Annotated in this window: 17 protein-coding genes; 11 read left to right on the top strand and 6 right to left on the bottom strand. The window is 54.2% G+C overall.

The genetic code is table 11. The annotated features are described in order from the left end of the window. The first annotated feature begins 144 nt into the window (after nt 1-144). From Q5705_02590 to dbpA, 6 genes are all read left to right on the top strand, one after another. Entirely contained in the window at nt 145-1,761 is a 1,617-nt protein-coding gene (locus Q5705_02590) for a peptide ABC transporter substrate-binding protein (GenBank protein ID WLI77474.1), read from the top strand. A gap of 214 nt (nt 1,762-1,975) precedes the next feature. Continuing rightward, nucleotides 1,976-2,164 carry a YdiH family protein gene (locus Q5705_02585; protein ID WLI77473.1) on the top strand — a complete coding sequence of 63 codons (189 nt, stop codon included), beginning with the start codon at nt 1,976-1,978 and terminating at the stop codon, nt 2,162-2,164. Between the two features lie 446 nt (nt 2,165-2,610). After that, nucleotides 2,611-3,786: a methyl-accepting chemotaxis protein gene (locus Q5705_02580; protein WLI77472.1), complete on the top strand. Its 1,176-nt coding sequence runs from the start codon at nt 2,611-2,613 to the stop codon at nt 3,784-3,786. Between the two features lie 147 nt (nt 3,787-3,933). Beyond that, nucleotides 3,934-4,917 carry a zinc transporter ZntB gene (gene zntB, locus Q5705_02575; GenBank protein WLI77471.1) on the top strand — a complete coding sequence of 328 codons (984 nt, stop codon included), beginning with the start codon at nt 3,934-3,936 and terminating at the stop codon, nt 4,915-4,917. Between the two features lie 277 nt (nt 4,918-5,194). Continuing rightward, nucleotides 5,195-5,350 (top strand): hypothetical protein, encoded by a 156-nt coding sequence (locus Q5705_02570; protein ID WLI77470.1) that lies wholly within the window; start codon nt 5,195-5,197, stop codon nt 5,348-5,350. A 62-nt stretch (nt 5,351-5,412) separates the two neighbouring features. After that, entirely contained in the window at nt 5,413-6,786 is a 1,374-nt protein-coding gene (dbpA, locus tag Q5705_02565; protein ID WLI77469.1) for an ATP-dependent RNA helicase DbpA, read from the top strand. Between the two features lie 38 nt (nt 6,787-6,824). Here the strand turns inward: dbpA and ttcA are convergent, their stop codons facing one another. The 3 genes from ttcA to nifJ all read right to left on the bottom strand — a co-directional run bounded on the left by ttcA (nt 6,825) and on the right by nifJ (nt 11,740). After that, nucleotides 6,825-7,760, bottom strand: a complete 936-nt coding sequence (gene ttcA / locus Q5705_02560; protein WLI77468.1) for a tRNA 2-thiocytidine(32) synthetase TtcA — start codon at nt 7,758-7,760, stop codon at nt 6,825-6,827. A 125-nt stretch (nt 7,761-7,885) separates the two neighbouring features. Next, nucleotides 7,886-8,098: a KTSC domain-containing protein gene (locus tag Q5705_02555; GenBank protein WLI77467.1), complete on the bottom strand. Its 213-nt coding sequence runs from the start codon at nt 8,096-8,098 to the stop codon at nt 7,886-7,888. A 117-nt stretch (nt 8,099-8,215) separates the two neighbouring features. Further along, complete coding sequence (gene nifJ, locus Q5705_02550; GenBank protein ID WLI77466.1) at nt 8,216-11,740, bottom strand: pyruvate:ferredoxin (flavodoxin) oxidoreductase; 3,525 nt, start codon at nt 11,738-11,740, stop codon at nt 8,216-8,218. A 277-nt stretch (nt 11,741-12,017) separates the two neighbouring features. Here nifJ and Q5705_02545 point away from each other — a divergent pair, with 277 nt between their 5' ends. Then, nucleotides 12,018-12,284: a DUF333 domain-containing protein gene (locus Q5705_02545; protein WLI77465.1), complete on the top strand. Its 267-nt coding sequence runs from the start codon at nt 12,018-12,020 to the stop codon at nt 12,282-12,284. On the opposite strand, the gene hslJ is transcribed toward Q5705_02545, so the two are convergent. Continuing rightward, entirely contained in the window at nt 12,278-12,700 is a 423-nt protein-coding gene (gene hslJ / locus Q5705_02540) for a heat shock protein HslJ (protein ID WLI77464.1), read from the bottom strand. The genes Q5705_02545 and hslJ overlap by 7 nt on opposite strands. Before the next feature lie 111 nt (nt 12,701-12,811). Then, a complete protein-coding gene (locus Q5705_02535) occupies nt 12,812-13,801 on the bottom strand; it encodes a 2-hydroxyacid dehydrogenase (GenBank protein ID WLI77463.1) in 990 nt (329 codons plus the stop codon). 248 nt (nt 13,802-14,049) lie between these two features. On the opposite strand from Q5705_02535, the gene Q5705_02530 reads away from it, so the two are divergent. The 3 genes from Q5705_02530 to Q5705_02520 are packed head-to-tail and all read left to right on the top strand — an operon-like array spanning nt 14,050 to nt 17,214. Continuing rightward, nucleotides 14,050-16,689, top strand: coding sequence for a YdbH family protein (locus tag Q5705_02530; protein ID WLI77462.1), 2,640 nt, complete (start codon nt 14,050-14,052; stop codon nt 16,687-16,689). Then, nucleotides 16,686-16,877: a YnbE family lipoprotein gene (locus tag Q5705_02525; protein WLI77461.1), complete on the top strand. Its 192-nt coding sequence runs from the start codon at nt 16,686-16,688 to the stop codon at nt 16,875-16,877. Before Q5705_02530 ends, Q5705_02525 begins: the two co-directional genes overlap by 4 nt. Nucleotides 16,878-16,884: 7 nt before the next feature. Further along, nucleotides 16,885-17,214 carry a YdbL family protein gene (locus Q5705_02520; protein ID WLI77460.1) on the top strand — a complete coding sequence of 110 codons (330 nt, stop codon included), beginning with the start codon at nt 16,885-16,887 and terminating at the stop codon, nt 17,212-17,214. Nucleotides 17,215-17,246: 32 nt separating this feature from the next. On the opposite strand, the gene azoR is transcribed toward Q5705_02520, so the two are convergent. After that, entirely contained in the window at nt 17,247-17,852 is a 606-nt protein-coding gene (gene azoR / locus Q5705_02515; GenBank protein ID WLI77459.1) for an FMN-dependent NADH-azoreductase, read from the bottom strand. A 202-nt stretch (nt 17,853-18,054) separates the two neighbouring features. On the opposite strand from azoR, the gene hrpA reads away from it, so the two are divergent. Continuing rightward, nucleotides 18,055-21,957 (top strand): ATP-dependent RNA helicase HrpA, encoded by a 3,903-nt coding sequence (gene hrpA / locus Q5705_02510; protein WLI77458.1) that lies wholly within the window; start codon nt 18,055-18,057, stop codon nt 21,955-21,957. Nucleotides 21,958-21,991: the final 34 nt, after the last annotated feature.

Here is a 21,991-nt window from a genome sequence, read left to right as displayed (position 1 = left end):
GTTCTGGTGTGCTTACAGCAAGTGTTGAGTATAAAACGGTGCGACGCAAATCATTTTCCACGTGCATGAATTTGCATTCCTTAGTGTTAAAACAAATAATTACCTCATCTTTTACCGGGACGTGGCACATCATAAGGGGATCCCATGAAGCATCGAATTTCAAAGTTGAGCTGCGCGCTCTGGTTGTGCGGTTTATCAACAGCCGCCTTTGCGGCGGATGTGCCACCGGGTACTCAACTGGCGGACAAACAGGAAGTTGTGCGGCACATTAAAGACGAACCGGCGACGCTGGATCCGGCCAAAGCCGTCGGGCTGCCAGAAATTCAGGTGATCCGCGATCTCTTCGAAGGGCTGGTTAACCAAAATGAGAAGGGCGAAATTGTCCCCGGCGTGGCAGAAAAATGGCAAAGCAGCGACAACCGCGTCTGGACATTTACCCTGCGCAACAATGCAAAATGGTCCGATGGCACACCGGTCACGGCGCAGGATTTTGTCTATAGCTGGCAGCGGTTGGTCGATCCGAAAACCACGTCGCCTTTCTCGGGTTTTGCCGCGCTGGCGGGTGTCAGCAATGCGAAGAACATCACCGAAGGGAAAATGCCGCCAGATAAACTGGGCATCAGCGCGGTGGATGCGCGAACCTTGCGCGTGCAACTCGACAGGCCGTTGCCGTGGTTCCCCAGCCTGGCCGCCAGTTTTGCCTTCTATCCGGTACAAAAAAAGAATGCGGAAAGTGGCGCAGAATGGACGCGTCCGGGCAATCTGGTGGGTAACGGCGCGTATGTGCTGACGGACCGGGTGGTGAATGAAAAACTGGTGCTCGATCGCAATAAACAGTACTGGGACGACGGCAAAACGGTGATTCAGAAGGTGACGTTTGTACCGATCAACCAGGAATCTGCCGCTACCAAACGCTATCTGGCAAATGGTGTGGATATCACCGAATCTTTCCCGAAAAATCTTTATCAAAAATTGAAGAAAGATATTCCCGGCCAGGTCTATACGCCGCCGCAGCTTGGCACCTATTACTACGCCTTTAATACGCAAAAAGGACCGACGGCTGATGCCCGCGTACGTCTGGCGCTGAGTATGACCATTGACCGGCGGGTTATTGCCGAAAAAGTGTTAGGCACCGGTGAGAAACCGGTCTGGCGCTTTACACCGGATGTGACCGCCGGGTTTACGCCGCAGCCTTCACAAATTGAACAGATGAGCCAGGCGGAGCTGAACGCGCAGGCAAAAACCTTGTTGCAGGCGGCGGGTTACGGCCCGCAGCGCCCGTTGAAACTGACGCTGTTGTATAACTCTTCCGAAAACCACCAGAAAATCGCGATTGCCGTGGCGTCGATGTGGAAAAAGAACCTGGGTGCAGAGGTGAAGTTGCAAAACCAGGAGTGGAAAACATATATCGACAGCCGCAACAGCGGCAATTTTGACGTGATCCGCGCCTCGTGGGTGGGGGATTACAATGAACCGTCAACGTTTTTATCGGTGTTAACGTCTTCCAGCAGCAGCAACATCCCGCGTTTTAGCAATGCGGCGTATGACAAGGTAATGAACCAGGCGGCGCTGGAATCGACGGCGAAAGCACGCAACGCGGACTATAACGAAGCGGAACACATTATTGCCGAGAAAGCGCCGATTGCGCCGATCTATCAGTACACCAATGGCCGCTTGATTAAGCCGTGGCTGAAAGGCTATCCGATCAACAACCCGGAAGATGTCGCTTACAGCCGCACGCTCTATATCCTGAAACACTGACAAAAAAATCCCCTTACATCACGGGAAGTAAGGGGAAACTCATTGATTACGGAATGGTTCCTGTCTGAGCAGGAGTACGTGAATTTTACTTAAGGAATGTGCAGGGACAATGGAGGAAAAAAGGAGACGAAGCCGCACCTCTTTGCGATGAGCACAAAAAACACACAGCTTTTTGTGCTATAGTGGTCAGGATTTAACCACACAAGAGGATGTTATGGAGACTGAACTAAACCCGACCCAACTGGCAATTGAATATCTGCGACGGGACAAAAGTGCGCTTACTCCGGCCGAATACTTAAAAAAACTCAAACAACTCAGCCTCGAGTTTGAAGATTTGCTTACGCTGTCGCACAGCGAATTGAAAGAAGAAATTGATTTTGCCTGGCGGTTGGGCATCCACTAAACGTCGCGACATTCTGGCGATAACATCAGGCGTTATGCTGGCTTTATAAAAAGTGAGCAGCGCCTGTTATTTTATTGCTGCTCGCTCGCGAACAAGTAAATAATAATCGCGCTGTGTTTAAGCATTTACTTATCGGCAGTAAATAACAGAACTTTAGTAAAATAATAATGATTAAGCCAGACTGAATCGTTAATGTAGATTAGCTGCGAATCTGATTAATAAATAGCATCCTTATATGATATATTCCCATGCTTAAATGTCAGTTCTTAGTTTATTACACCATTTAACTGCGCTATTCCGCCTGGATAGTTCTGCATAATACCAACTTAAATGAAACTTCAGGATTTTAAAGGCAAACATAGTGCTGCATCAATTTAGCCGTGAAAAAGCGAATTTTCAATGCTATAACAAAGCTATCGTTTCCCGCTGTTCTGGCGAGTCTCATCATGTTAAAAAATATCAGTGTACGAACCTTTATTATTTTATATTTGCTTGCCTCATTCGTTGTCCTGGATTTGATAGTGATCGTTGTTTCAAAAAACATAATTTTATTTGCTGCAACCAGTGTCGTTTCTGTTATTTCTCTGACACTTATGTGGATATATATGACGCGGTATCTGGTGACGCCAATTAATACGGTTAAAAAAAGTATTGAGCAGGTTACGGCAGGCAATCTTTCTATTGTTATTCCTGAATTTGGCAATAACTGTGCCGGTCGGTTAATTCCTGGCATTAATGCTTTATCCGCCAGCATCGCCACGCTGGTAAACGAGATCCGCTCCTCTTCCGATACTGCGCTGGAGCTTTCCGGCCAGTTAGCCTCACGTAGCGCCGATCTTTCTGTCAAAACAGAAGAGCAATCCGCCGCGCTGGTGCAAACCGCGTCCAGCATGGAAGAGATGGCCTCCAGCACTAAAAACAACGCCGACAACACGCGTCTGGCCAGCACGCGCGCCAAAGATGCGACCCAATTCGCATCGCGGGGCGGGGTGTTAATGGGCCAGGTCGCGAAAAATATGCAATCCATTACCGACTGCGCCGAACAAATGGGAGAGATTATATCCATCATTGATGGCATTGCTTTCCAGACGAATATCCTGGCGCTTAACGCGGCGGTGGAAGCGGCGCGCGCGGGCGATCACGGGAAAGGTTTCTCCGTGGTTGCCGGGGAAGTGCGGAGCCTTGCGCATCGCAGCGCTGAAGCGGCGAAAAATATCAAATCGCTTATCACCGTAACGACAGACAACGTCACCCAGGGGGCGACCGTAGTAAGTGAAGCGGAACAAAACATGCAGGAGATCGTCTCAGGCGCGAGCGTGGTCAGCAAGTTGATGGATGAAATCGCGGTCACCACATTACAGCAAGAGAAGGGCATCGCGCAGATCACCCTTGCGCTGGCAGAGCTGGAACAGGTGACACAAAGTAACGTCAGCATGGTTGATGAGCTGGCTGGCTCCTCCGACATTCTGAAAAACCAGGTAGAGGAGCTGCAACGGCGTACCAGCAAATTCCATCTGGCGAAGAGTGTAAGTCCCTTAGCCGCTACGCAGCCCGGCACACGCCTCACGCCACTGGCTGCGCCGTTCACGGGCAAACAGGAAAATTTCAGGCACTCATTCTGATTGCGCAGCAAAACAGACAAGGCCCGGGAAACCGGGCCTTATTTTTTTGCATTGTGCTTAAATTTGTTAGCGAATTCAGCGTGATGATTGCTTAACGCATTGATAGGGCTAGACTGACAGCAACACCATGCTGATTGCGGAGGCGCAGTGGAAGCAATTAAAGGAGTCGATGTGAAAGTGCCGGACGCGGTTTTCGCGTGGCTGCTCGACGGTAAAGGCGGAGTGAAACCGCTGGAAGAGAGCGATGAGATCACGGCGCGCACACCCTGCTGGGTACATCTGAATTACACCAATCAGGAGAGCGCCCAGTGGCTGGAAACCACGCCTGTTTTACCCAATAGCGTGCGCAATGCGCTCGCCGGGGAAAGTACGCGACCCAGAGTGAATCGCCTGGGCGAGGGGACATTAATTACGCTGCGCTGTATTAATGGCAGCACCGATGAACGCCCGGATCAGCTGGTTGCCGTGCGCGTCTATATGGACGAGCGCATGATTGTCTCGACGCGGCAGCGAAAAGTCCTGGCGCTGGATGATGTGGTCAGCGAGCTGGAAAATGACTCCGGTCCGGCAGATTGCGGCAGTTGGCTGGTGGATGTTTGCGATTCGCTGACCGATCACGCTAATGAATTTATCGAATCGCTGCATGACCGGATTATCGATCTTGAAGATGATTTGTTGGATCAGCAGATCCCAGCGCGCGGCATTCTGGCCTTGCTGCGTAAGCAATTAATTGTGATGCGGCGTTATATGGCTCCGCAACGTGATGTGTTTGCCCGGCTGGCCAGTGAGCGTTTGCCGTGGATGAATGACGACCAGCGCCGTCGGATGCAGGACATCGCCGATCGTCTTGGTCGCGGGCTGGATGAAATTGATTCCTGTATTGCACGTACTGGGGTAATGACCGATGAAATCACCCAGGTGATGCAGGAGTCGCTGGCACGACGCACTTACACTATGTCGTTGATGGCGATGGTTTTTCTGCCCAGCACCTTTTTGACCGGATTATTTGGCGTCAACCTGGGCGGGATCCCCGGCGGCGGCTGGCATTTAGGTTTTGCATTGTTCTGTGTGATGTTGGCGGTGTTGATCGGCGGTGTTACCTGGTGGTTGCATCGCAGTAAATGGCTGTAAAATTTCACTTTTTTAACAAAAATTGAACATAAAAACACCAGATAACTTGAGCGAGGTCAATAAAAAGGATACCCAATCAGGGCAATATTCATCTCGCAGGTGAATGCAACGTCAAGCGATGGGCGTTGCGCTCCATATTGTCTTACTTCCTTTTTTGAATTACTGCATAGCACAATTGATTCGTACGACGCCGACTTAATGAGTCGGCTTTTTTTTTTGCCTCTGCGCCATGAACTTCTACCTTTAAAGTAACCCCCAGCTCAATGTGGAGTTCACCATGGCTTATCTTACCTTGCTTAGCCCGGCTTATTCTCTGCCGCCCGATCCGCTACCGGATGATCCGATGCCCATTCCCGACCCGCATCCTAATCCTAAACCGCAGCCGCTACCGGACCCGCCGCCGGACGAAGAACCGATTAAATTGTCGCGTTGAAAGGGCAGATCTGAGAGGATACGCGCCTGCTGAACCTAAGCCCTTTATCGCGAGACTCTATTGTGACCGCTTTTTCGACATTGAACACGCTGCCCGCCGCCCAGATCGACAACCTTAACGAACTGGGCTATCTCACCATGACGCCCGTGCAGGCCGCCGCACTTCCCGCGATCCTTGCCGGGAAAGATGTTCGCGTGCAGGCCAAAACCGGCAGCGGCAAAACAGCGGCGTTTGGACTGGGGTTGCTACAACACATTGATGCCAGCCGTTTTGAAACCCAGTCGTTGATTCTGTGCCCGACCCGCGAACTGGCGGATCAGGTTGCCAGTGAGCTGCGTCGGCTGGCGCGTTTTATGCCGAATATCAAAGTGCTGACCCTGTGCGGTGGGCAACCGTTCGGCGCGCAGCGCGACTCCTTACAACATGCGCCACACATTATTGTCGCCACACCGGGGCGTCTGCTTGATCACCTGCAAAAAGGCACCGTCACGCTGGATTCGTTGCAAACGCTGGTGATGGATGAAGCCGACCGCATGCTCGATATGGGGTTCAGCGATGCGATTGATGAAGTGATTCGCTTCGCACCCGCCTCACGCCAGACCCTGCTTTTTTCCGCGACCTGGCCGGAAGCGATTGCCGCTATCAGCGGGCGCGTGCAACGTAACCCAGAAACCATCGAAATCGACACCGTTGACGATCTGCCCGCCGTAGAACAGCAGTTCTTTGAAGTTTCTCGTCACGGCAAAACCGCACTCTTGCAAAAGTTGTTGAGCGAACACCGTCCGGCATCCTGTGTGGTGTTTTGCAATACCAAAAAAGATTGCCAGGAAGTGTGCGACGCGCTGAATGCCGCAGGACAGGAGGCGCTGGCATTACATGGCGACCTTGAGCAGCGCGATCGCGATCAAACCCTGGTGCGTTTTGCCAACGGCAGCGCCCGCGTGCTGGTTGCAACCGACGTGGCGGCGCGCGGCCTGGATATTAAATCACTGGAACTGGTGGTGAACTACGAGCTGGCGTGGGATCCGGAAGTGCATGTCCATCGCATCGGGCGCACCGCGCGTGCCGGTAATAGCGGTCTGGCGATCAGCCTTTGCGCACCGGAAGAGGCGCAGCGGGCCAACATTTTATCGGAAATGCTGCAACTGAAGCTCAACTGGCTTAACGCGCCGGCTAACGTCAAAATCGTGCCGCTGGAAGCGGAAATGGTCACGCTCTGCATCGATGGCGGCAAAAAAGCCAAAATGCGTCCGGGCGATGTGCTTGGCGCGTTAACCGGGGATATGGGGCTTGATGGCGCGGATATCGGTAAAATCACCGTTCACCCGGCGCATGTCTATGTTGCGGTGCGCCAGAGCGTGGCGCGCCAGGCGTGGAAACAACTGCAAAACGGGAAGATTAAAGGCAAAGCTTGTCGTGTGCGGTTGTTGAAATAAAACAGGCCTCTCTGACGGGTCGCCAGAGAGGCTTACTATCATTTCACTTCAATAACATTCAGGCGCAGTTCATCGAGCTGCGCGTCATCGTCTTCCGGCTGCCAGCCCGCAGGCTGCAATGGGATCGCTTCGCGATCAAACGCCAGATCGCCGCCGTCCACCACTTCAGAACCGTGGGTGATGCCTTTAAAGTCGAACAAATTGATATCGCTCAGGTGCGAAGGCACTACGTTTTGCATCGCGCTGAACATCGTTTCGATACGCCCAGGGTAGCGTTTATCCCAGTCGCGCAGCATATCGGCAATCACCTGACGCTGTAGATTCGGCTGCGAACCGCACAGGTTACACGGAATAATCGGGAAACCTTTCGCCTCAGAGAAACGCTCGATATCTTTCTCGCGGCAGTAAGCCAGCGGGCGAATGACAATATGTTTGCCGTCATCACTCATCAGTTTCGGCGGCATACCTTTCATTTTCCCGCCGTAGAACATATTCAGAAACAGCGTTTGCAGGATGTCATCGCGATGGTGACCAAGGGCGATTTTGGTGGCACCGAGTTCCGTTGCGGTGCGATACAGAATGCCGCGACGCAGGCGAGAGCAAAGAGAGCAGGTGGTTTTACCTTCCGGGATCTTCTCTTTGACGATGCCGTAAGTATTCTCTTCAACGATTTTGTACTCGACGCCAAGGTTTTCCAGGTACTGCGGCAGAATATGCTCCGGGAAACCAGGTTGTTTCTGATCGAGATTCACCGCTACCAGCGAAAAGTTAACCGGTGCGCTCTGCTGCAAATTGCGCAGAATTTCCAGCATCGTGTAGCTATCTTTGCCACCAGACAGACACACCATAATGCGATCGCCTTCTTCAATCATATTGAAGTCGGCAATGGCTTCGCCCACATTACGGCGAAGACGCTTTTGTAATTTGTTCAGGTTGTACTGTTCTTTTTTGCTAATTTCTTGATTTTGCGACATGAAAAAGGCTCAACTCGGGTTTTTAGCGCCAACGGCACGCACTCCGCTGACAGACATACGCTATTAGCGCTGGATTGTAGCAATGATTTACACCGGAGGCAGGTATTTATCTCAATACCCGCCAATCACACTACGCGCTTTTCCGGGTATTTACCTTTCACCACGCCATCATAAAAGCGGCCCTTCGAAACGACAGTCAGAAATACCGAGAAGACACGTTCAGGAACGCCGTGATACTGGTAGATGCTTTTGTCGCGAAAACAGATTTCGAGCGTACGACTGCGGTTGTCATAACCCACGGATGCGATTCGTGAAGAGTTTACGGAATGATGATGCATGCTATTTCGCTCCTTGCCGCCCGATGTGACATTTGATTATTAGTCAGCTCAGCGGAGGTTGTCATGCGAAATCCGTGCCTTAAAAACGCCACCGGCGTAGAAACCGGTGGCGTTTATTCACTCTGTTGCACTTTTTTCGGCTTTGCCTGCCAGTTGCGCCAGGAAGTCATAGCGTTTTTGCAGATCCGCAGCGGCATCCTTCCATAACTGCTCAGCCACGTCCGGCTGCTGCGCATTCAGGCGACGGAAGCGCTGCTCATTGAGCAATGTTTCGGCCAGTGCATCAGAGGGCGGGCGGGAATCCAGCGCCAGCGGGATTTTACCTTCCGCTTCACGACGCGGATCGTAGCGATAGAGCGGCCAGAAACCGGTGGCGGTGAGCTGGCGCATCTGGTCGTGGCTCAGCGCCAGATCGTAACCGTGCTCCTCGCAAGGGCTGTAGGCAATAATCAGCGACGGGCCAGGATAAGCCTCCGCTTCCTGGATCGCTTTGACCGTCTGGTTTAACTGCGCACCGAGTGAAATCTGCGCCACATAAACATGGCCGTACATCATCATGCTGACGCCGAGGTCTTTACGCGCTTTGCGTTTGCCATGTTCACCAAACTTGGTCACTGCACCAAGCGGAGTGGCTTTCGACGCCTGGCCGCCAGTGTTGGAATAGCACTGGGTATCGAGCACCAGAATATTGACGTTCTCGGTCAGGCTCATCACATGATCCAGCCCGCCAAAACCAATGTCGTAGGCCCAACCATCGCCGCCAATCAGCCAGATTGATTTCTCGACCAGCGCATCGGCATCGGTCAGCAACTGCTGCGCACCGTCGACATTTGACAGGTGTTTGCGCAACTCAGCAACCTGTCCGCGGCGGGCTTCCGGTGTGGCATCAGTACGCAGCGCGGCATTCAGTTCTGCCGGAATACGATCGGCAAATTGATCCACCAGGCGCATCACGCGCAGGCGGTGTTGATCGACGCTCAGGCGAAAGCCAAGACCAAACTCGGCGTTATCTTCAAACAGCGAGTTCGCCCACGCCGGGCCGCGACCGTTGGCATCGGTGGTGTAAGGCGTGGAGGGCAGGTTACCGCCATAAATTGACGAACAGCCGGTAGCGTTGGCAATCATCATCCGGTCGCCATACAACTGCGTCAGCAGTTTGATATACGGCGTTTCACCACAGCCGGAACAGGCACCAGAATATTCAAACAAGGGCGAGATCAGCTGCGACGTACGGATGTCGATACGTTCCAGTTTGCTGCGGTCGATCTCCGGGAGATTAAGGAAGAAGTCATAATTCACTTTCTCTTCTTCGACATGCTCAAGGCGCGACATCATGTTGATGGCCTTGATATCCGGGTTCTGCCGATCTTTTGCCGGGCACACTTCAACGCACAAGTTACAGCCGGTGCAATCTTCCGGCGCGACCTGAAGCACATATTTTTGCCCGCGCATATCACGGGATTTCACATCCAGCGAATGCAGGCTGGCTGGCGCGTTTTCCATGGCGTCTGGCGAGACCACTTTCGCGCGGATCGCCGAGTGCGGGCAGGCGGCAACGCAGTGGTTACACTGGGTACAAAGCTCTTCCTTCCAGATGGGGATCGCTTCGGCAATATTGCGTTTTTCCCAGCGTGTGGTACCCACCGGCCAGGTGCCGTCCGGCGGCAGGGCAGAGACTGGCAGCGCATCGCCAAGCCCGGCGAGCATGGCTGCGGTGACTGTTTTAACAAAATCTGGCGCGGTGTCGGAAACCACCGGCGGGCGATGGGCGCTATTAGCGTTAACGGCTTCTAACGGCACTTCAAATAATGATTCCCGCGCCATGGCTAATGCCTGCCAGTTGCGCTCAACCAGCTCCTGACCTTTGCTGCTGTAGCTTTTGGCAATCGCGCCTTGTAATTCCATCAGCGCGCTGTCGCCCGGCAAAATGTCGGTCAGATGGAAAAACGCCATCTGCATAACGGTGTTGATACGTGCCGCGAGGCCGCATTCCCGGGCAATTTTTGCTGCGTTAACCACATAAAAGCGCGCTTTTTTCTGATTGAGCACCGCCTGTACTTCCTGCGGCAAACGCGCCCAGACCTCATCGGGGCTGTAGGGCGTATTAAGCAGGAAAATCCCGCCCGGTTTCAGGCGTTCGGCCATCGGGTACTTATCGATAAACTGCAATTGGTGGCAGCCGACAAAATCTGCTTTTGATACCAGGTAAGCGGAGTTGATCGGCCTTTCGCTAACGCGTAAATGCGAGACCGTCAGGCCACCGGCCTTTTTCGAGTCATAGACAAAGTAGCCCTGCGCGTACCACGGCGTGGAGTTACCGATAATCTTGATATTGTTTTTCGTCGCAGAAACGCTGCCGTCGCTGCCCAGGCCGTAAAACAGCGCTTCAAGCCTGGCATGGGATGGCAGGGTGTTTTCCGGCAATGGCAGCGACAGATGAGTGACGTCATCATAAATGCCGACAGTGAAGCGCGGTTTCGGCTTCGCAGTGCTTAATTCGTTGAAGACGGCCAGTACACATTCAGGACCAAACTCTTTAGACGATAAACCATAACGGCCACCAATCACGCGCGGTAGGGTTTCGCGCTCACCATTATTAAAGGCCTCCGCCAGGGCGGTCATCACATCGAGATAGAGCGGTTCTGCCTGCGCGCCTGGTTCTTTGGTGCGATCGAGCACCGCAACAGTACGCGCACTCTCCGGCAGCACAGATAACAGATGCGCGGCGCTAAACGGGCGGTAAAGACGCACTTTCAGCACGCCGACTTTTTCTCCGCGCGTCAATAATTCATCGACCACTTCTTCGCAGGTACCGATGGCTGAACCCATCAATACAATGACGCGATCTGCCTGGGGGTGGCCGTAGTATTCAAACGGCTTGTATTGTCGACCAGTGGCGGCGGCAAAATCATCCATCGCTTTTTCGACATGGTCGTAAACGGCGTTGTACCACGGGTTGGTGGCTTCCCGGGACTGGAAATAAGTATCCGGGTTGGCTGATGTGCCGCGAATAACAGGGTGTTCCGGGTTTAACGCCCGGGCGCGATGGTCATCAATTTCCTGCTGTGGGAGCAGGGCGCGAAGGGTGTCATCCGATAGCGGAACGATCTTGTTAATTTCGTGAGAGGTGCGAAAACCATCAAAGAAATGAATAAATGGCACATGGCTTTTGAGGGTGGCAATGTGCGAAATCAGTGCAAAGTCCTGCGCTTCCTGCACACTTGCGGCGCAGAGCATGGCGCACCCGGTCTGGCGCACGGCCATCACATCGGAGTGGTCGCCAAAAATCGATAATGCATGTGTGGCAACGGTACGGGCGGCGACATGCAGCACAAACGGCATCAACTGACCGGCCAGTTTATACAGCGTCGGGATCATCAGCAGTAAACCCTGCGATGAGGTGAAGGATGTAGAGAGCGCCCCGGTCTGCAACGCCCCGTGCACTGCGGCAATCGCGCCTGCTTCAGACTGCATTTCCACCACGCGGGGAATATCGCCCCAGACGTTTTTCAGGCCATTTCCGGCCCAGGCATCCGCCTGTTCCGCCATTGTTGAACTGGGGGTAATCGGATAAATGGCGATAACTTCACTGGTGCGGTACGCAACCGAGGCGACCGCGCCATTACCGTCAGTCGTGATCATAGGACACCCTTACATTGCTCAAAAGAAGGGACACGTAAAATAACGACGAGTCCAGTAGTTATCCCTAAATCTTAGCAAACGACCTGCGTGACAATTTTCGCTTTTGTGTCCTGAGATATAACGCTAATCAATGAATTGCGATTTATTTTGTTTACCCGTCACCAGAAAAATCGCAAAAAAATGTTTCACCGGCGCATAAACATGACTTTCGGCTCTCGACGTATTGCGCTGTGCTGCCTATGATGCTTGGGTTTCGCTTTTTTTGAGGGGAAGAGAGATGCGTTCAGCGTTTTGGGTAGGGTGTGCCGCGTTATTGCTGTCGGCATGCAGTAATGAACCCGTTCAGCAGGCGACCGCCGCGCACGTTGCGCCGGGGTTAAAAGCCGCGATGTCGAATGGTGGGCAGGCAAATTGCGCCATGATTGGTGGTTCGGCGTCGGTCGCGCGTCAGCTTGATGGTTCGATAGTGGGGATGTGCGCCTTACCCAATGGCAAGCGGTGCAGTGAGCAGTCGCTTGCCACTGGAAGCTGCGGCAGTTACTGAGCGTTCGCTGCGCGGGTATAAATCAGTGTTTGCGATGCTGTCGCCAGCGTCAGTTGATTGTCGGTCAGGTCAACCTGCGCCCCTTCACTGAGCATCGCATTAATGGTGTGATCCAGTTCGTTACGCTTCGGGTCGGGACACATCATCATGGTCATCGCCAGGTGTTTTACGGTTAATGCACCGTCAGACAGCTTGCCCTGGCCGGTAAAGCCGTTACACATTTTGCCCGAGACGCGCATATCTTTATCAAAGCGGATTTCGGGTGCCTGTTCGCCTGGCGTGATGGCCTGGCCGTTTACCGTGGTCAACACAAAACGCTGGTTCTCCAGTTGTTCCGGTTTGAGCAATACGGTGCGGGAACTGACGCAGCCGGCAAGAACCACGCTCAATGCAACCAAAGTGATAATCTTCTTCATCTCTTCCTCTAAGGACTTTTCCATTAAAACGGTGGGAATTGTACCCGGTGAAATCGCCGTGTCATCGGGGTTTATCTTAAAGCGTTCCCCTGCGCACAGGGGAACAGGGTATCAGGCCAGCGCATTCGGGCAGGTTTCGCCGTCGCGCAGCTGACGCAAGTTTTCCAGCGTGGTTTCGGAAATGCTGGTTAACGCCTCGGCGGTCAGGAATGCCTGATGGCCGGTAAACAGCACGTTATGGCAGGCCGACAGACGGCGGAACACATCATCCTGAATCACATCGTTAGATTTATCTTCAAAGAACAGATCGCGTTCGTTTTCATACACATCCATCCCCAGTGCGCCGATTTTCTGCGTTTTCAGCGCTTCAATAGCGGCCTGGGAATCAATCAAGCCACCCCGGCTGGTGTTGATTATCATCACGCCATCTTTCATCTTTTCAAACGCGCTGCGATTGAGGAGGTGGAAGTTTTCCGGCGTCAGCGGGCAGTGCAGGGAAATAACATCGGCCTGTGAAAAGAGCGTATCCAGATCGACATACTCGACGCCCAGCTCCAGTGCCGCCGCGCTCGGATAGGGATCGAACGCCAGCAGACGCATACCAAACCCTTTCAAAATACGCAGGGCGGCAATGCCGATTTTACCGGTGCCAATCACACCGGCGGTTTTGCCGAACATCGTGAAGCCGGTCAGCCCTTCAAGGGAGAAGTTGGCATCGCGGGTGCGCTGGTAAGCGCGATGAATACGACGGTTCAGCGTCATCATCATGCCGATGGCATGTTCCGCCACCGCTTCAGGAGAATAGGCCGGAACACGCACTACGCGCAGCCCCAGCTCTTTTGCCGCATCCAGATCCACGTTATTAAAACCGGCGCAGCGCAGAGCGATAAACTTCACACCGAGCTTCTTCAGTTCTTCCAGCACCGGGCGGCTACCGTCGTCGTTTACGAAGATACAAACACCTTCACAGCCGTTGGCGGTCTTCGCGGTTCTCTCGGTTAACAGAAAGTCGAAAAATTCAAGATCATAGCCGTAATGCTCGTTTACCTGCTGCAAATACTTTTTATCGTATTGCTTTGTGCTGTATATCGCGAGTTTCATAAGACTTTCTCCAATAATCTCTGCTCACATTATCACGTTTTAAAATTATTATGTAAACGTTCAAATCTTATTGATAAATATGAGCATGGTGAATGCTTCCACCTTCAGTATATGTGAACTCGCCTTACAGCAAACGCACCCGTCAGGCTATGATTAAAACGGCTACGCCTTCAATGCGGCGTCTAAACATGCAACAATAACCGCCAGCTCCGGCTTAATCACATGCAAAATCAGGATATTAGCTACCCATGAGGGGTAAATACAAAGCCGCCATCGCACTGCTGTTATTGCTCATTCTGCTGCCGCTTACGCTGCTGCTGACCCTTGCGCACTGGGTGCCAACGCTGGTTGGCATCTGGTTACCGGCGGGCACGCGCATCGCGATGAGCGACAGCCCGCGTTTCACGCGCCATGCGCTGCATATTCCCGATCTGCGCTACCTCGTTGGCGACTGTCCACTGGCGCAGCTTAACAATGCCACCCTGACGCACCCCAGCCGCTGGCAGCTTCATATTGATTCGCTGGATATTAACACCGCCTGTTTCAACACCCTTTCGCAAAAAGACGCATCCTCCACCGCACCGCGCACCCTCGCGCAATGGCAGGCGCTGCTACCCTATAGCTGGGTAACCGTCGATCGCTTAACGGTTTCGCCGTGGAAAACATGGGAAGGCAAGCTGTCGCTGGCGTTGACGCCAGAAATTCAGGAGCTGAATTACAGCGGTGAACGGGTCGAGCTGAACGCGCGGTTGCGCGGCCAGGCACTGAGTGTGAATCGCATGGCGCTGCGGCTGTTTGATGACCAACCACCCCTCACGCTCGGCGGTGAATTTACTTTGCCCAACGTGCCGGGCGACGTGCCGGTTAACGGACATATGCAGAGCACGTTAACCGTGGCGCAGCAGCCAGGCGTTGTGGATGTCGATCTCGACTGGCGCGACAACGAAGGGCAGTTAATTGTGATGTCGCGCGACGGGGGCGATCCGCTGCTGGATCTCCCCTGGCAGGCAACCGCGCAGCAGTTAACCATCAGCGACGGGCGCTGGAACTGGCCTTATCAGGGCTTCCCGTTAAGCGGCCGTGTGGGTTTGAAAGTAGAAAACTGGCAGGACGGGCTGGAAAACGCGCTGATCAGCGGGCGTTTAAATGTGTTGACGCAGGGCGATGCGGGCAAAGGCAACGCGGTACTTAACATTGGGCCGGGGCGCATCAGCACGACCAATAGCGCCATGCCACTCCAGCTTACCGGCGAAGCAAAGCGGGGCGATCTGGTGTTGTATGCCGTGTTACCGGCGCAACTGAGCGGCAGCGTCGACGATCCGCACCTGGTCTTTACCCCCGGAGCACTGTTGCGCTCGCGCGGAAGAGTGATCGACTCGCTGAATATTGATGAAGTGCGCTGGCCACTGGCGGGCGTTAAATTGACGCAACGCGGAATCGACGGGCGTTTGCAGGCTATTTTGCGTGCCCATGAAAACGCGATGGGCGATTTTGTTCTGCATCTTGATGGCCAGGCGCAAGATTTTCTGCCCGATGATGGCCTGTGGCGCTGGCGTTACTGGGGCGATGGTCATTTCACACCGATGCATGCGCGCTGGGATGTCGCCGGGCGTGGCGAGTGGCGCGATAACACGATCACCCTGGCCGATCTGTCGACCGGTTTTGATCAGTTGCAGTACGGTGCCATGCAAATGAGCCAGCCTCGTCTGGTGCTCGATAAGCCGGTGCGCTGGGTTCGCGATGAGAACAATCCACAATTTACCGGTGCGTTGACGCTCGATGCCGGGCAAACCACTTTTAGCGGCGGCAGCGTCTTGCCCGCCTCGACATTGAATTTTAGCGTCGACGGCACAGAACCAACGATGTTTCAGTTTAAAGGCGCCCTTAGCGCCGATACGATTGGCCCGGTACGGGTGAATGGCCGCTGGGATGGCGAGCGCCTGCGTGGCCAGGCGTGGTGGCCGCAACAGTCGTTAACGGTGTTCCAGCCGCTGATCCCGCCGGAGTGGAAAATGAATCTGCTTGACGGTTCGCTGTATGCACAGATTGCCTTCTCGGCGGCGGCGGATCAGGGCTTTGAAGCGGGCGGGCATGGCGTACTGAAAAGCGGCAGCGTCTGGACGCCGGACAACCAGATCCGCGGCGTGGATTTCGTGCTGCCATTTCGCTACCGCGACGCCACCTGGCAACTGGGAACCCGACGCCCGGTATCGCTGCGCATCAGCGAGGTGGTTAACCAGGTGACGGCGAAAAACATCACGGCAGATTTGCAAGGCGCCTGGCCGTGGAGTGAAGAGAACCCGCTTACCTTAAGTGATGTCAGTATTGATGTGCTGGGCGGTCAGGTCACCATGCAGCAGTTGCGCCTGCCGCAGCACGCCCCGGCGTTACTGCGTCTCAAGCATATTGAAGCCAGTGAAGTGATAAGCGCGGTGAACCCGAAGCAGTTTGCCCTCTCCGGGCCGTTTGACGGCGCGCTGCCGCTGTGGCTGGATAACCCGCAGTGGATCATCAAAGATGGCTGGCTCCATAACCCCGGCGCGATGACGCTGCGGATTGATAAAGATACGGCGGATGCGGTGGTGAAAGATCATATGGCCGCAGGCGCGGCGATTAACTGGCTACGTTATATGGAAATTTCCCGCTCGTGGACGAAGATTGATTTGGATAACCTTGGCCTGTTAAAGATGAAGGCCACTATTACCGGCACCAGTTTTGTGGACGGTAAAAGCAGTACCGTTAATCTGAACTATACCCATCAGGAGAACGTGTTCACTTTGTGGCGCAGTTTACGTTTTGGCGACAATTTGCAGTCATGGCTTGAGCAACATGCGGCGCTTCCCGAAGCCCGCTGTGCAAAGGGCAAGTCGTGTGAGGATAAACAATGAGAACCCTGAAAGCCGTGCCAGGCCTGTTCATGGCGACCCTGCTTGTCGCCTGTACGCCGCGCATTGAAGTGGCGGCGCCGAAAGAGCCGATAACCATCAATATGAATGTGAAAATCGAGCATGAAATCCATATCAAAGTCGATAAAGATGTGGAAACCCTGCTGAAATCCCGTAGCGATCTGTTCTGAGGCGATGATGAAAAAACGAGTCGTAACCGCGCTGCTGGCACTGAGCCTGGCAAGCCCCCTCGCACAGGCGCTGACGTTGGATGAAGCCCGCACGCAGGGTCGCGTAGGGGAAACTTTAAACGGCTATATCGCGCCCATCCGTCACGATAAAGAGACCCTGGCGTTAGTCGAGCGCATCAACAAAGCGCGCACCGAAAGCTATCAGCAACTGGCGGATCGCAATAATATTCCGGTAGATGATGTTGCCAATATGGCAGGGCAGAAACTGGTTGAGCGCGCAAAGCCGGGTGATTATGTGCAGGGCATCAATGGCAAGTGGTTCAGGAAGGAGAAATAACCCTCCCACCGGGCGGTGAGAGGGGGGAAATCTTACGCAGCCACCAGGCTGTCGATAGCCGCTTTGGCGTCGATCTGCGCTTTGGTTGCCACTTCCGGGCCGTAGGCAATCCCTTCTGCAAACACGAAGTTCACGTCAGTAATACCGATGAAACCCAGGAACAGCTTCAGGTACGGAGCCACCAGGTCAGACGGGGTGTCTTTGTGAATACCGCCACGGCTGGAGAGGATAACCGCACGTTTACCTTTCACCAGGCCTTCCGGGCCGTTTTCGGTGTAACGGAAGGTCACACCCGCACGCGCTACCAGGTCGAAGTAGTTTTTCAGCTGTGTCGGAATGTTGAAGTTGTACATCGGGGCGTTAATCACGATAACGTCATGCGCTTGCAGTTCAGCAATCAATTCGTCGGAAAGCGCCAGCGCTTCCTGCTGACGCGGGGTCAGCGGCGCATCGCTTGGGCGCAGCGCGCCCACTAATTCACCGTCCAGCACCGGAATCGGGTTTGCCGCCAGGTCGCGAACGGTAATCTGATCGTCGGCGTGCTTTTCACGCCACTGATCAACAAAATAATCGGCCAACTGCGAAGATTGCGAATACCCTGCCAGAATGCTGGATTTAAGAACTAATACTTTACCCATTGGGTTGTTTCCTTTGTTGTATTTACGCTGGGTTGCCCCGTGATTTCGTGACACTCTATTCACAAACGCGTGACATGAATAGCGCAATATATCGAAGCCTATGTTCGAATTTCTTGAACAAGAAAAGGATTATTGCGATGTGCTATTCTACGCACATTGCGAACTGACAAAGTTTCCCGGCAGTGTCCTGCCTGATAAATCTATGACTGAACAACAAAAATTGACGATTACCGAACTCTATGCGCAACTCGACAATCTGATGTTGCGTGACAAACAGCGCTTTGCCCGGCGGCTACAGGGCAGCAAGAAAGTTAAAAATCCTGAATCTCAGCAGGCGCTGTTTCAACAGATTGCGCAGGATGCCGCACAAGCCGCTGAAAAAGTGGCGCAGCGCGAAGCCTCTCGTCCGACGATTGACTACCCGGATAATTTGCCGGTCAGCCAGAAGAAACAGGCCATTCTTGAAGCCGTACGCGATAACCAAGTGGTGATTGTCGCCGGTGAAACCGGCTCCGGTAAAACCACCCAGTTGCCAAAGATTTGTATGGAGCTGGGGCGCGGCATTAAGGGGCTGATTGGTCATACCCAGCCGCGCCGTCTGGCCGCGCGAACCGTTGCCAATCGTATTGCCGAAGAACTCAAGACCGAGCCGGGCGGCTGCATCGGCTATAAGGTGCGTTTCAGCGACCATGTCAGCGACAACACGATGGTTAAGCTGATGACGGACGGTATTCTGCTGGCGGAAATCCAGCAGGATCGGCTGCTGATGCAGTACGACACCATCATTATCGATGAAGCCCACGAACGCAGCCTGAACATCGACTTCCTGCTCGGTTACCTGCGCGAACTGCTGCCGCGCCGCCCGGATCTGAAAATTATCATCACCTCGGCGACCATCGACCCTGAGCGTTTTTCCCGCCATTTCAACAATGCGCCGATTATTGAAGTCTCTGGCCGGACTTATCCGGTGGAAGTGCGCTATCGCCCGATTGTGGAAGAGGCCGACGATACCGAACGTGACCAGTTACAGGCGATTTTTGACGCCGTCGATGAACTGGGTCGCGAAAGCGCAGGCGATATTCTGATCTTTATGAGCGGCGAGCGGGAAATCCGCGATACGGCAGATGCGCTGAATAAACGCGATCTGCGCCATACGGAGATCCTGCCGCTCTACGCGCGCTTGTCGAACAGCGAGCAAAACCGGGTCTTCCAGGCTCACAGCGGGCGGCGCATTGTGCTGGCGACTAACGTTGCCGAAACCTCGCTCACCGTGCCGGGCATTAAATATGTGATTGACCCTGGCACGGCGCGTATCAGCCGTTACAGCTATCGCACCAAAGTACAGCGCCTGCCGATTGAGCCGGTCTCGCAGGCTTCGGCGAACCAGCGTAAAGGGCGTTGCGGGCGCGTCTCGGAAGGGATCTGTATTCGTCTCTATTCGGAAGATGATTTCCTCTCGCGCCCGGAATTTACCGACCCGGAGATTCTGCGCACTAACCTGGCGTCGGTCATTCTGCAAATGACCGCGCTGGGGCTGGGCGATATCGCCGCATTCCCGTTTGTTGAAGCGCCGGATAAACGCAATATCCAGGATGGCGTGCGCCTGCTGGAAGAACTCGGCGCGATCACGACGGATGAACAACAAGTCGCTTATAAACTGACGCCGCTCGGCCGCCAGTTATCCCAGTTGCCGGTCGATCCGCGCCTGGCGCGCATGGTGCTGGAAGCGCAAAAACATGGCTGTGTGCGTGAAGCGATGATCATCACTTCGGCACTGTCGATTCAGGATCCCCGCGAGCGGCCGCTGGATAAAAAGCAGGCTTCCGATGAAAAACATCAACGCTTCCACGATAAAGAGTCCGACTTCCTCGCTTTTGTGAACCTGTGGAACTACCTCGGCGAGCAGCAAAAAGCGCTCTCGTCGAACCAGTTCCGCCGCCAGTGCCGGGTCGATTACCTGAACTATTTGCGCGTGCGCGAATGGCAGGATATTTACACCCAGTTGCGCCAGGTGGTGAAAGAGTTAGGCATCCCGGTGAACAGCGAGCCGGCGCAATACCGTGAAATTCATATCGCTTTATTAACCGGTTTGCTGTCGCATATCGGTATGAAAGATGCAGAGAAACAGGAATTTACCGGGGCGCGTAACGCCCGATTCTCTATCTTCCCGGGATCAGGTTTATTTAAGAAGCCGCCAAAATGGGTGATGGTGGCCGAACTGGTGGAAACCAGCCGCCTGTGGGGGCGCATCGCCGCGCGTATCGATCCTGAATGGGTTGAACCTGTTGCGCAGCATCTGATTAAGCGTTCTTACAGCGAGCCGCACTGGGAGCGGGCGCAAGGCGCGGTGATGGCGACAGAAAAAGTCACCGTTTACGGTCTGCCGATTGTTGCCGCGCGTAAAGTGAACTACAGCCAGATCGATCCGGCATTGAGCCGCGAGCTGTTTATTCGCCATGCGCTGGTGGAGGGCGACTGGCAAACCCGCCATGCGTTTTTCCGCGAAAACCTGAAATTGCGCGCCGAAGTGGAGGAACTGGAACACAAATCCCGTCGCCGCGACATTCTGGTGGACGACGAAACACTGTTTGAGTTTTACGATCAGCGCATCAGCCACGAGGTGATTTCCGCCCGCCATTTTGATAGCTGGTGGAAAAAGGCCGGCCGCGAAACGCCCGACTTGCTCAACTTCGAAAAGAGCATGTTGATCAAAGAGGGGGCGAAGAATGTCAGCAAGCTGGATTACCCAAACTTCTGGCATCAGGGCAACCTGAAGCTGCGCCTGAGTTACCAGTTCGAGCCCGGCGCGGACGCCGACGGGGTAACGGTACATATTCCGCTGCCGCTGCTTAACCAGGTGGAAGAGAGCGGTTTTGAGTGGCAGATCCCCGGTCTGCGCCGCGAACTGGTGATTGCGCTGATTAAATCGCTGCCGAAACCGACGCGCCGCAACTTTGTGCCCGCGCCCAATTATGCTGAAGCCTTTCTTGGCCGCGTGACGCCGCTGGAAATGCCGCTGCTGGATGCGCTGGAGCGCGAACTGCGCCGAATGACCGGTGTGACTGTGGATCGCGATGACTGGCACTGGGACCAGGTGCCGGATCACCTGAAAATCTCGTTTCGTGTGGTGGACGACAAAAACAAAAAGCTGCTCGAAGGGCGCTCGCTCAGCGACTTAAAAGAGCAGCTTAAAGGCAAAGTGCAGGAGACGTTATCGGCGGTTGCCGACGACGGCATCGAGCAGAGCGGGCTGCATATCTGGAGTTTTGGCACGCTGGCAGAAAGCTACGAGCAGAAACGCGGCAATTACAAGGTGAAAGCCTGGCCAGCGCTGGTTGATGAACGTGACAGTGTCGCGATCAAGCTGTTCGATAATCCGCAGGAGCAACAGCAGGCGATGTGGCGTGGCATCCGCCGTTTGCTGCTGCTAAATATTCCGTCGCCGATAAAATATCTGCACGAAAAACTGCCGAACAAAGCCAAACTCGGTCTTTACTTCAACCCGTACGGCAAAGTGCTGGATCTGATTGATGATTGCATCGCCTGCGGCGTGGATAAGTTGATTGCCGAAGCGGGCGGCCCGGTCTGGACACAAGAGGGTTTTGCCGCGCTGCACGAGAAAGTGCGCGCCGAACTCAACGACACGGTGGTGGATATTGCGAAGCAGGTCGAACAGATCCTGACGGCGGTGTTCACTATCAACAAACGTCTGAAAGGGCGCGTCGATATGACCATGGCGCTGGGGCTGTCGGACATTAAAGCGCAAATGAGCGGGCTGGTGTATCGCGGTTTTGTCACCGGTAATGGTTTCCGACGTCTTGGCGATACGCTGCGTTATTTGCAGGCTATTGAAAAACGGCTGGAGAAACTGGCGGTCGATCCGCACCGCGACCGGGCGCAAATGCTGAAAGTGGAGCAGGTACAACAGGCGTGGCAGCAGTGGCTAAACAAGCTGCCGCCCGCGCGGCGTGAAGACGAAGACGTGAAAGAGATCCGCTGGATGATCGAAGAGTTGCGCGTCAGCTACTTCGCGCAGCAGCTCGGCACGCCGTACCCGATTTCGGATAAACGCATTTTGCAGGCAATGGAACAGATTAGCGTGTGATGATCTGTGTTGGCCCGATGGTGCTACGCGCTTA

The sequence above is a fragment of the Kosakonia sp. H02 genome (assembly GCA_030704225.1).
Taxonomy (GTDB): domain Bacteria; phylum Pseudomonadota; class Gammaproteobacteria; order Enterobacterales; family Enterobacteriaceae; genus Kosakonia.
This window is presented reverse-complemented; position numbering and strand designations above follow the sequence as displayed.

What these genes read in the sequence shown, in the direction of transcription:
- Q5705_02590 (WLI77474.1), top strand. Translation starts at nt 145, where the DNA reads ATGAAGCATCGAATTTCAAAGTTGAGCTGCGCGCTCTGGTTGTGCGGT.
- Q5705_02585 (WLI77473.1), top strand. Translation starts at nt 1,976, where the DNA reads ATGGAGACTGAACTAAACCCGACCCAACTGGCAATTGAATATCTGCGA.
- Q5705_02580 (WLI77472.1), top strand. Translation starts at nt 2,611, where the DNA reads ATGTTAAAAAATATCAGTGTACGAACCTTTATTATTTTATATTTGCTT.
- Q5705_02570 (WLI77470.1), top strand. Translation starts at nt 5,195, where the DNA reads ATGGCTTATCTTACCTTGCTTAGCCCGGCTTATTCTCTGCCGCCCGAT.
- ttcA (WLI77468.1), bottom strand. Translation starts at nt 7,760, where the DNA reads ATGTCGCAAAATCAAGAAATTAGCAAAAAAGAACAGTACAACCTGAAC.
- Q5705_02555 (WLI77467.1), bottom strand. Translation starts at nt 8,098, where the DNA reads ATGCATCATCATTCCGTAAACTCTTCACGAATCGCATCCGTGGGTTAT.
- nifJ (WLI77466.1), bottom strand. Translation starts at nt 11,740, where the DNA reads ATGATCACGACTGACGGTAATGGCGCGGTCGCCTCGGTTGCGTACCGC.
- Q5705_02545 (WLI77465.1), top strand. Translation starts at nt 12,018, where the DNA reads ATGCGTTCAGCGTTTTGGGTAGGGTGTGCCGCGTTATTGCTGTCGGCA.
- hslJ (WLI77464.1), bottom strand. Translation starts at nt 12,700, where the DNA reads ATGAAGAAGATTATCACTTTGGTTGCATTGAGCGTGGTTCTTGCCGGC.
- Q5705_02535 (WLI77463.1), bottom strand. Translation starts at nt 13,801, where the DNA reads ATGAAACTCGCGATATACAGCACAAAGCAATACGATAAAAAGTATTTG.
- Q5705_02530 (WLI77462.1), top strand. Translation starts at nt 14,050, where the DNA reads ATGAGGGGTAAATACAAAGCCGCCATCGCACTGCTGTTATTGCTCATT.
- Q5705_02525 (WLI77461.1), top strand. Translation starts at nt 16,686, where the DNA reads ATGAGAACCCTGAAAGCCGTGCCAGGCCTGTTCATGGCGACCCTGCTT.
- Q5705_02520 (WLI77460.1), top strand. Translation starts at nt 16,885, where the DNA reads ATGAAAAAACGAGTCGTAACCGCGCTGCTGGCACTGAGCCTGGCAAGC.
- azoR (WLI77459.1), bottom strand. Translation starts at nt 17,852, where the DNA reads ATGGGTAAAGTATTAGTTCTTAAATCCAGCATTCTGGCAGGGTATTCG.
- hrpA (WLI77458.1), top strand. Translation starts at nt 18,055, where the DNA reads ATGACTGAACAACAAAAATTGACGATTACCGAACTCTATGCGCAACTC.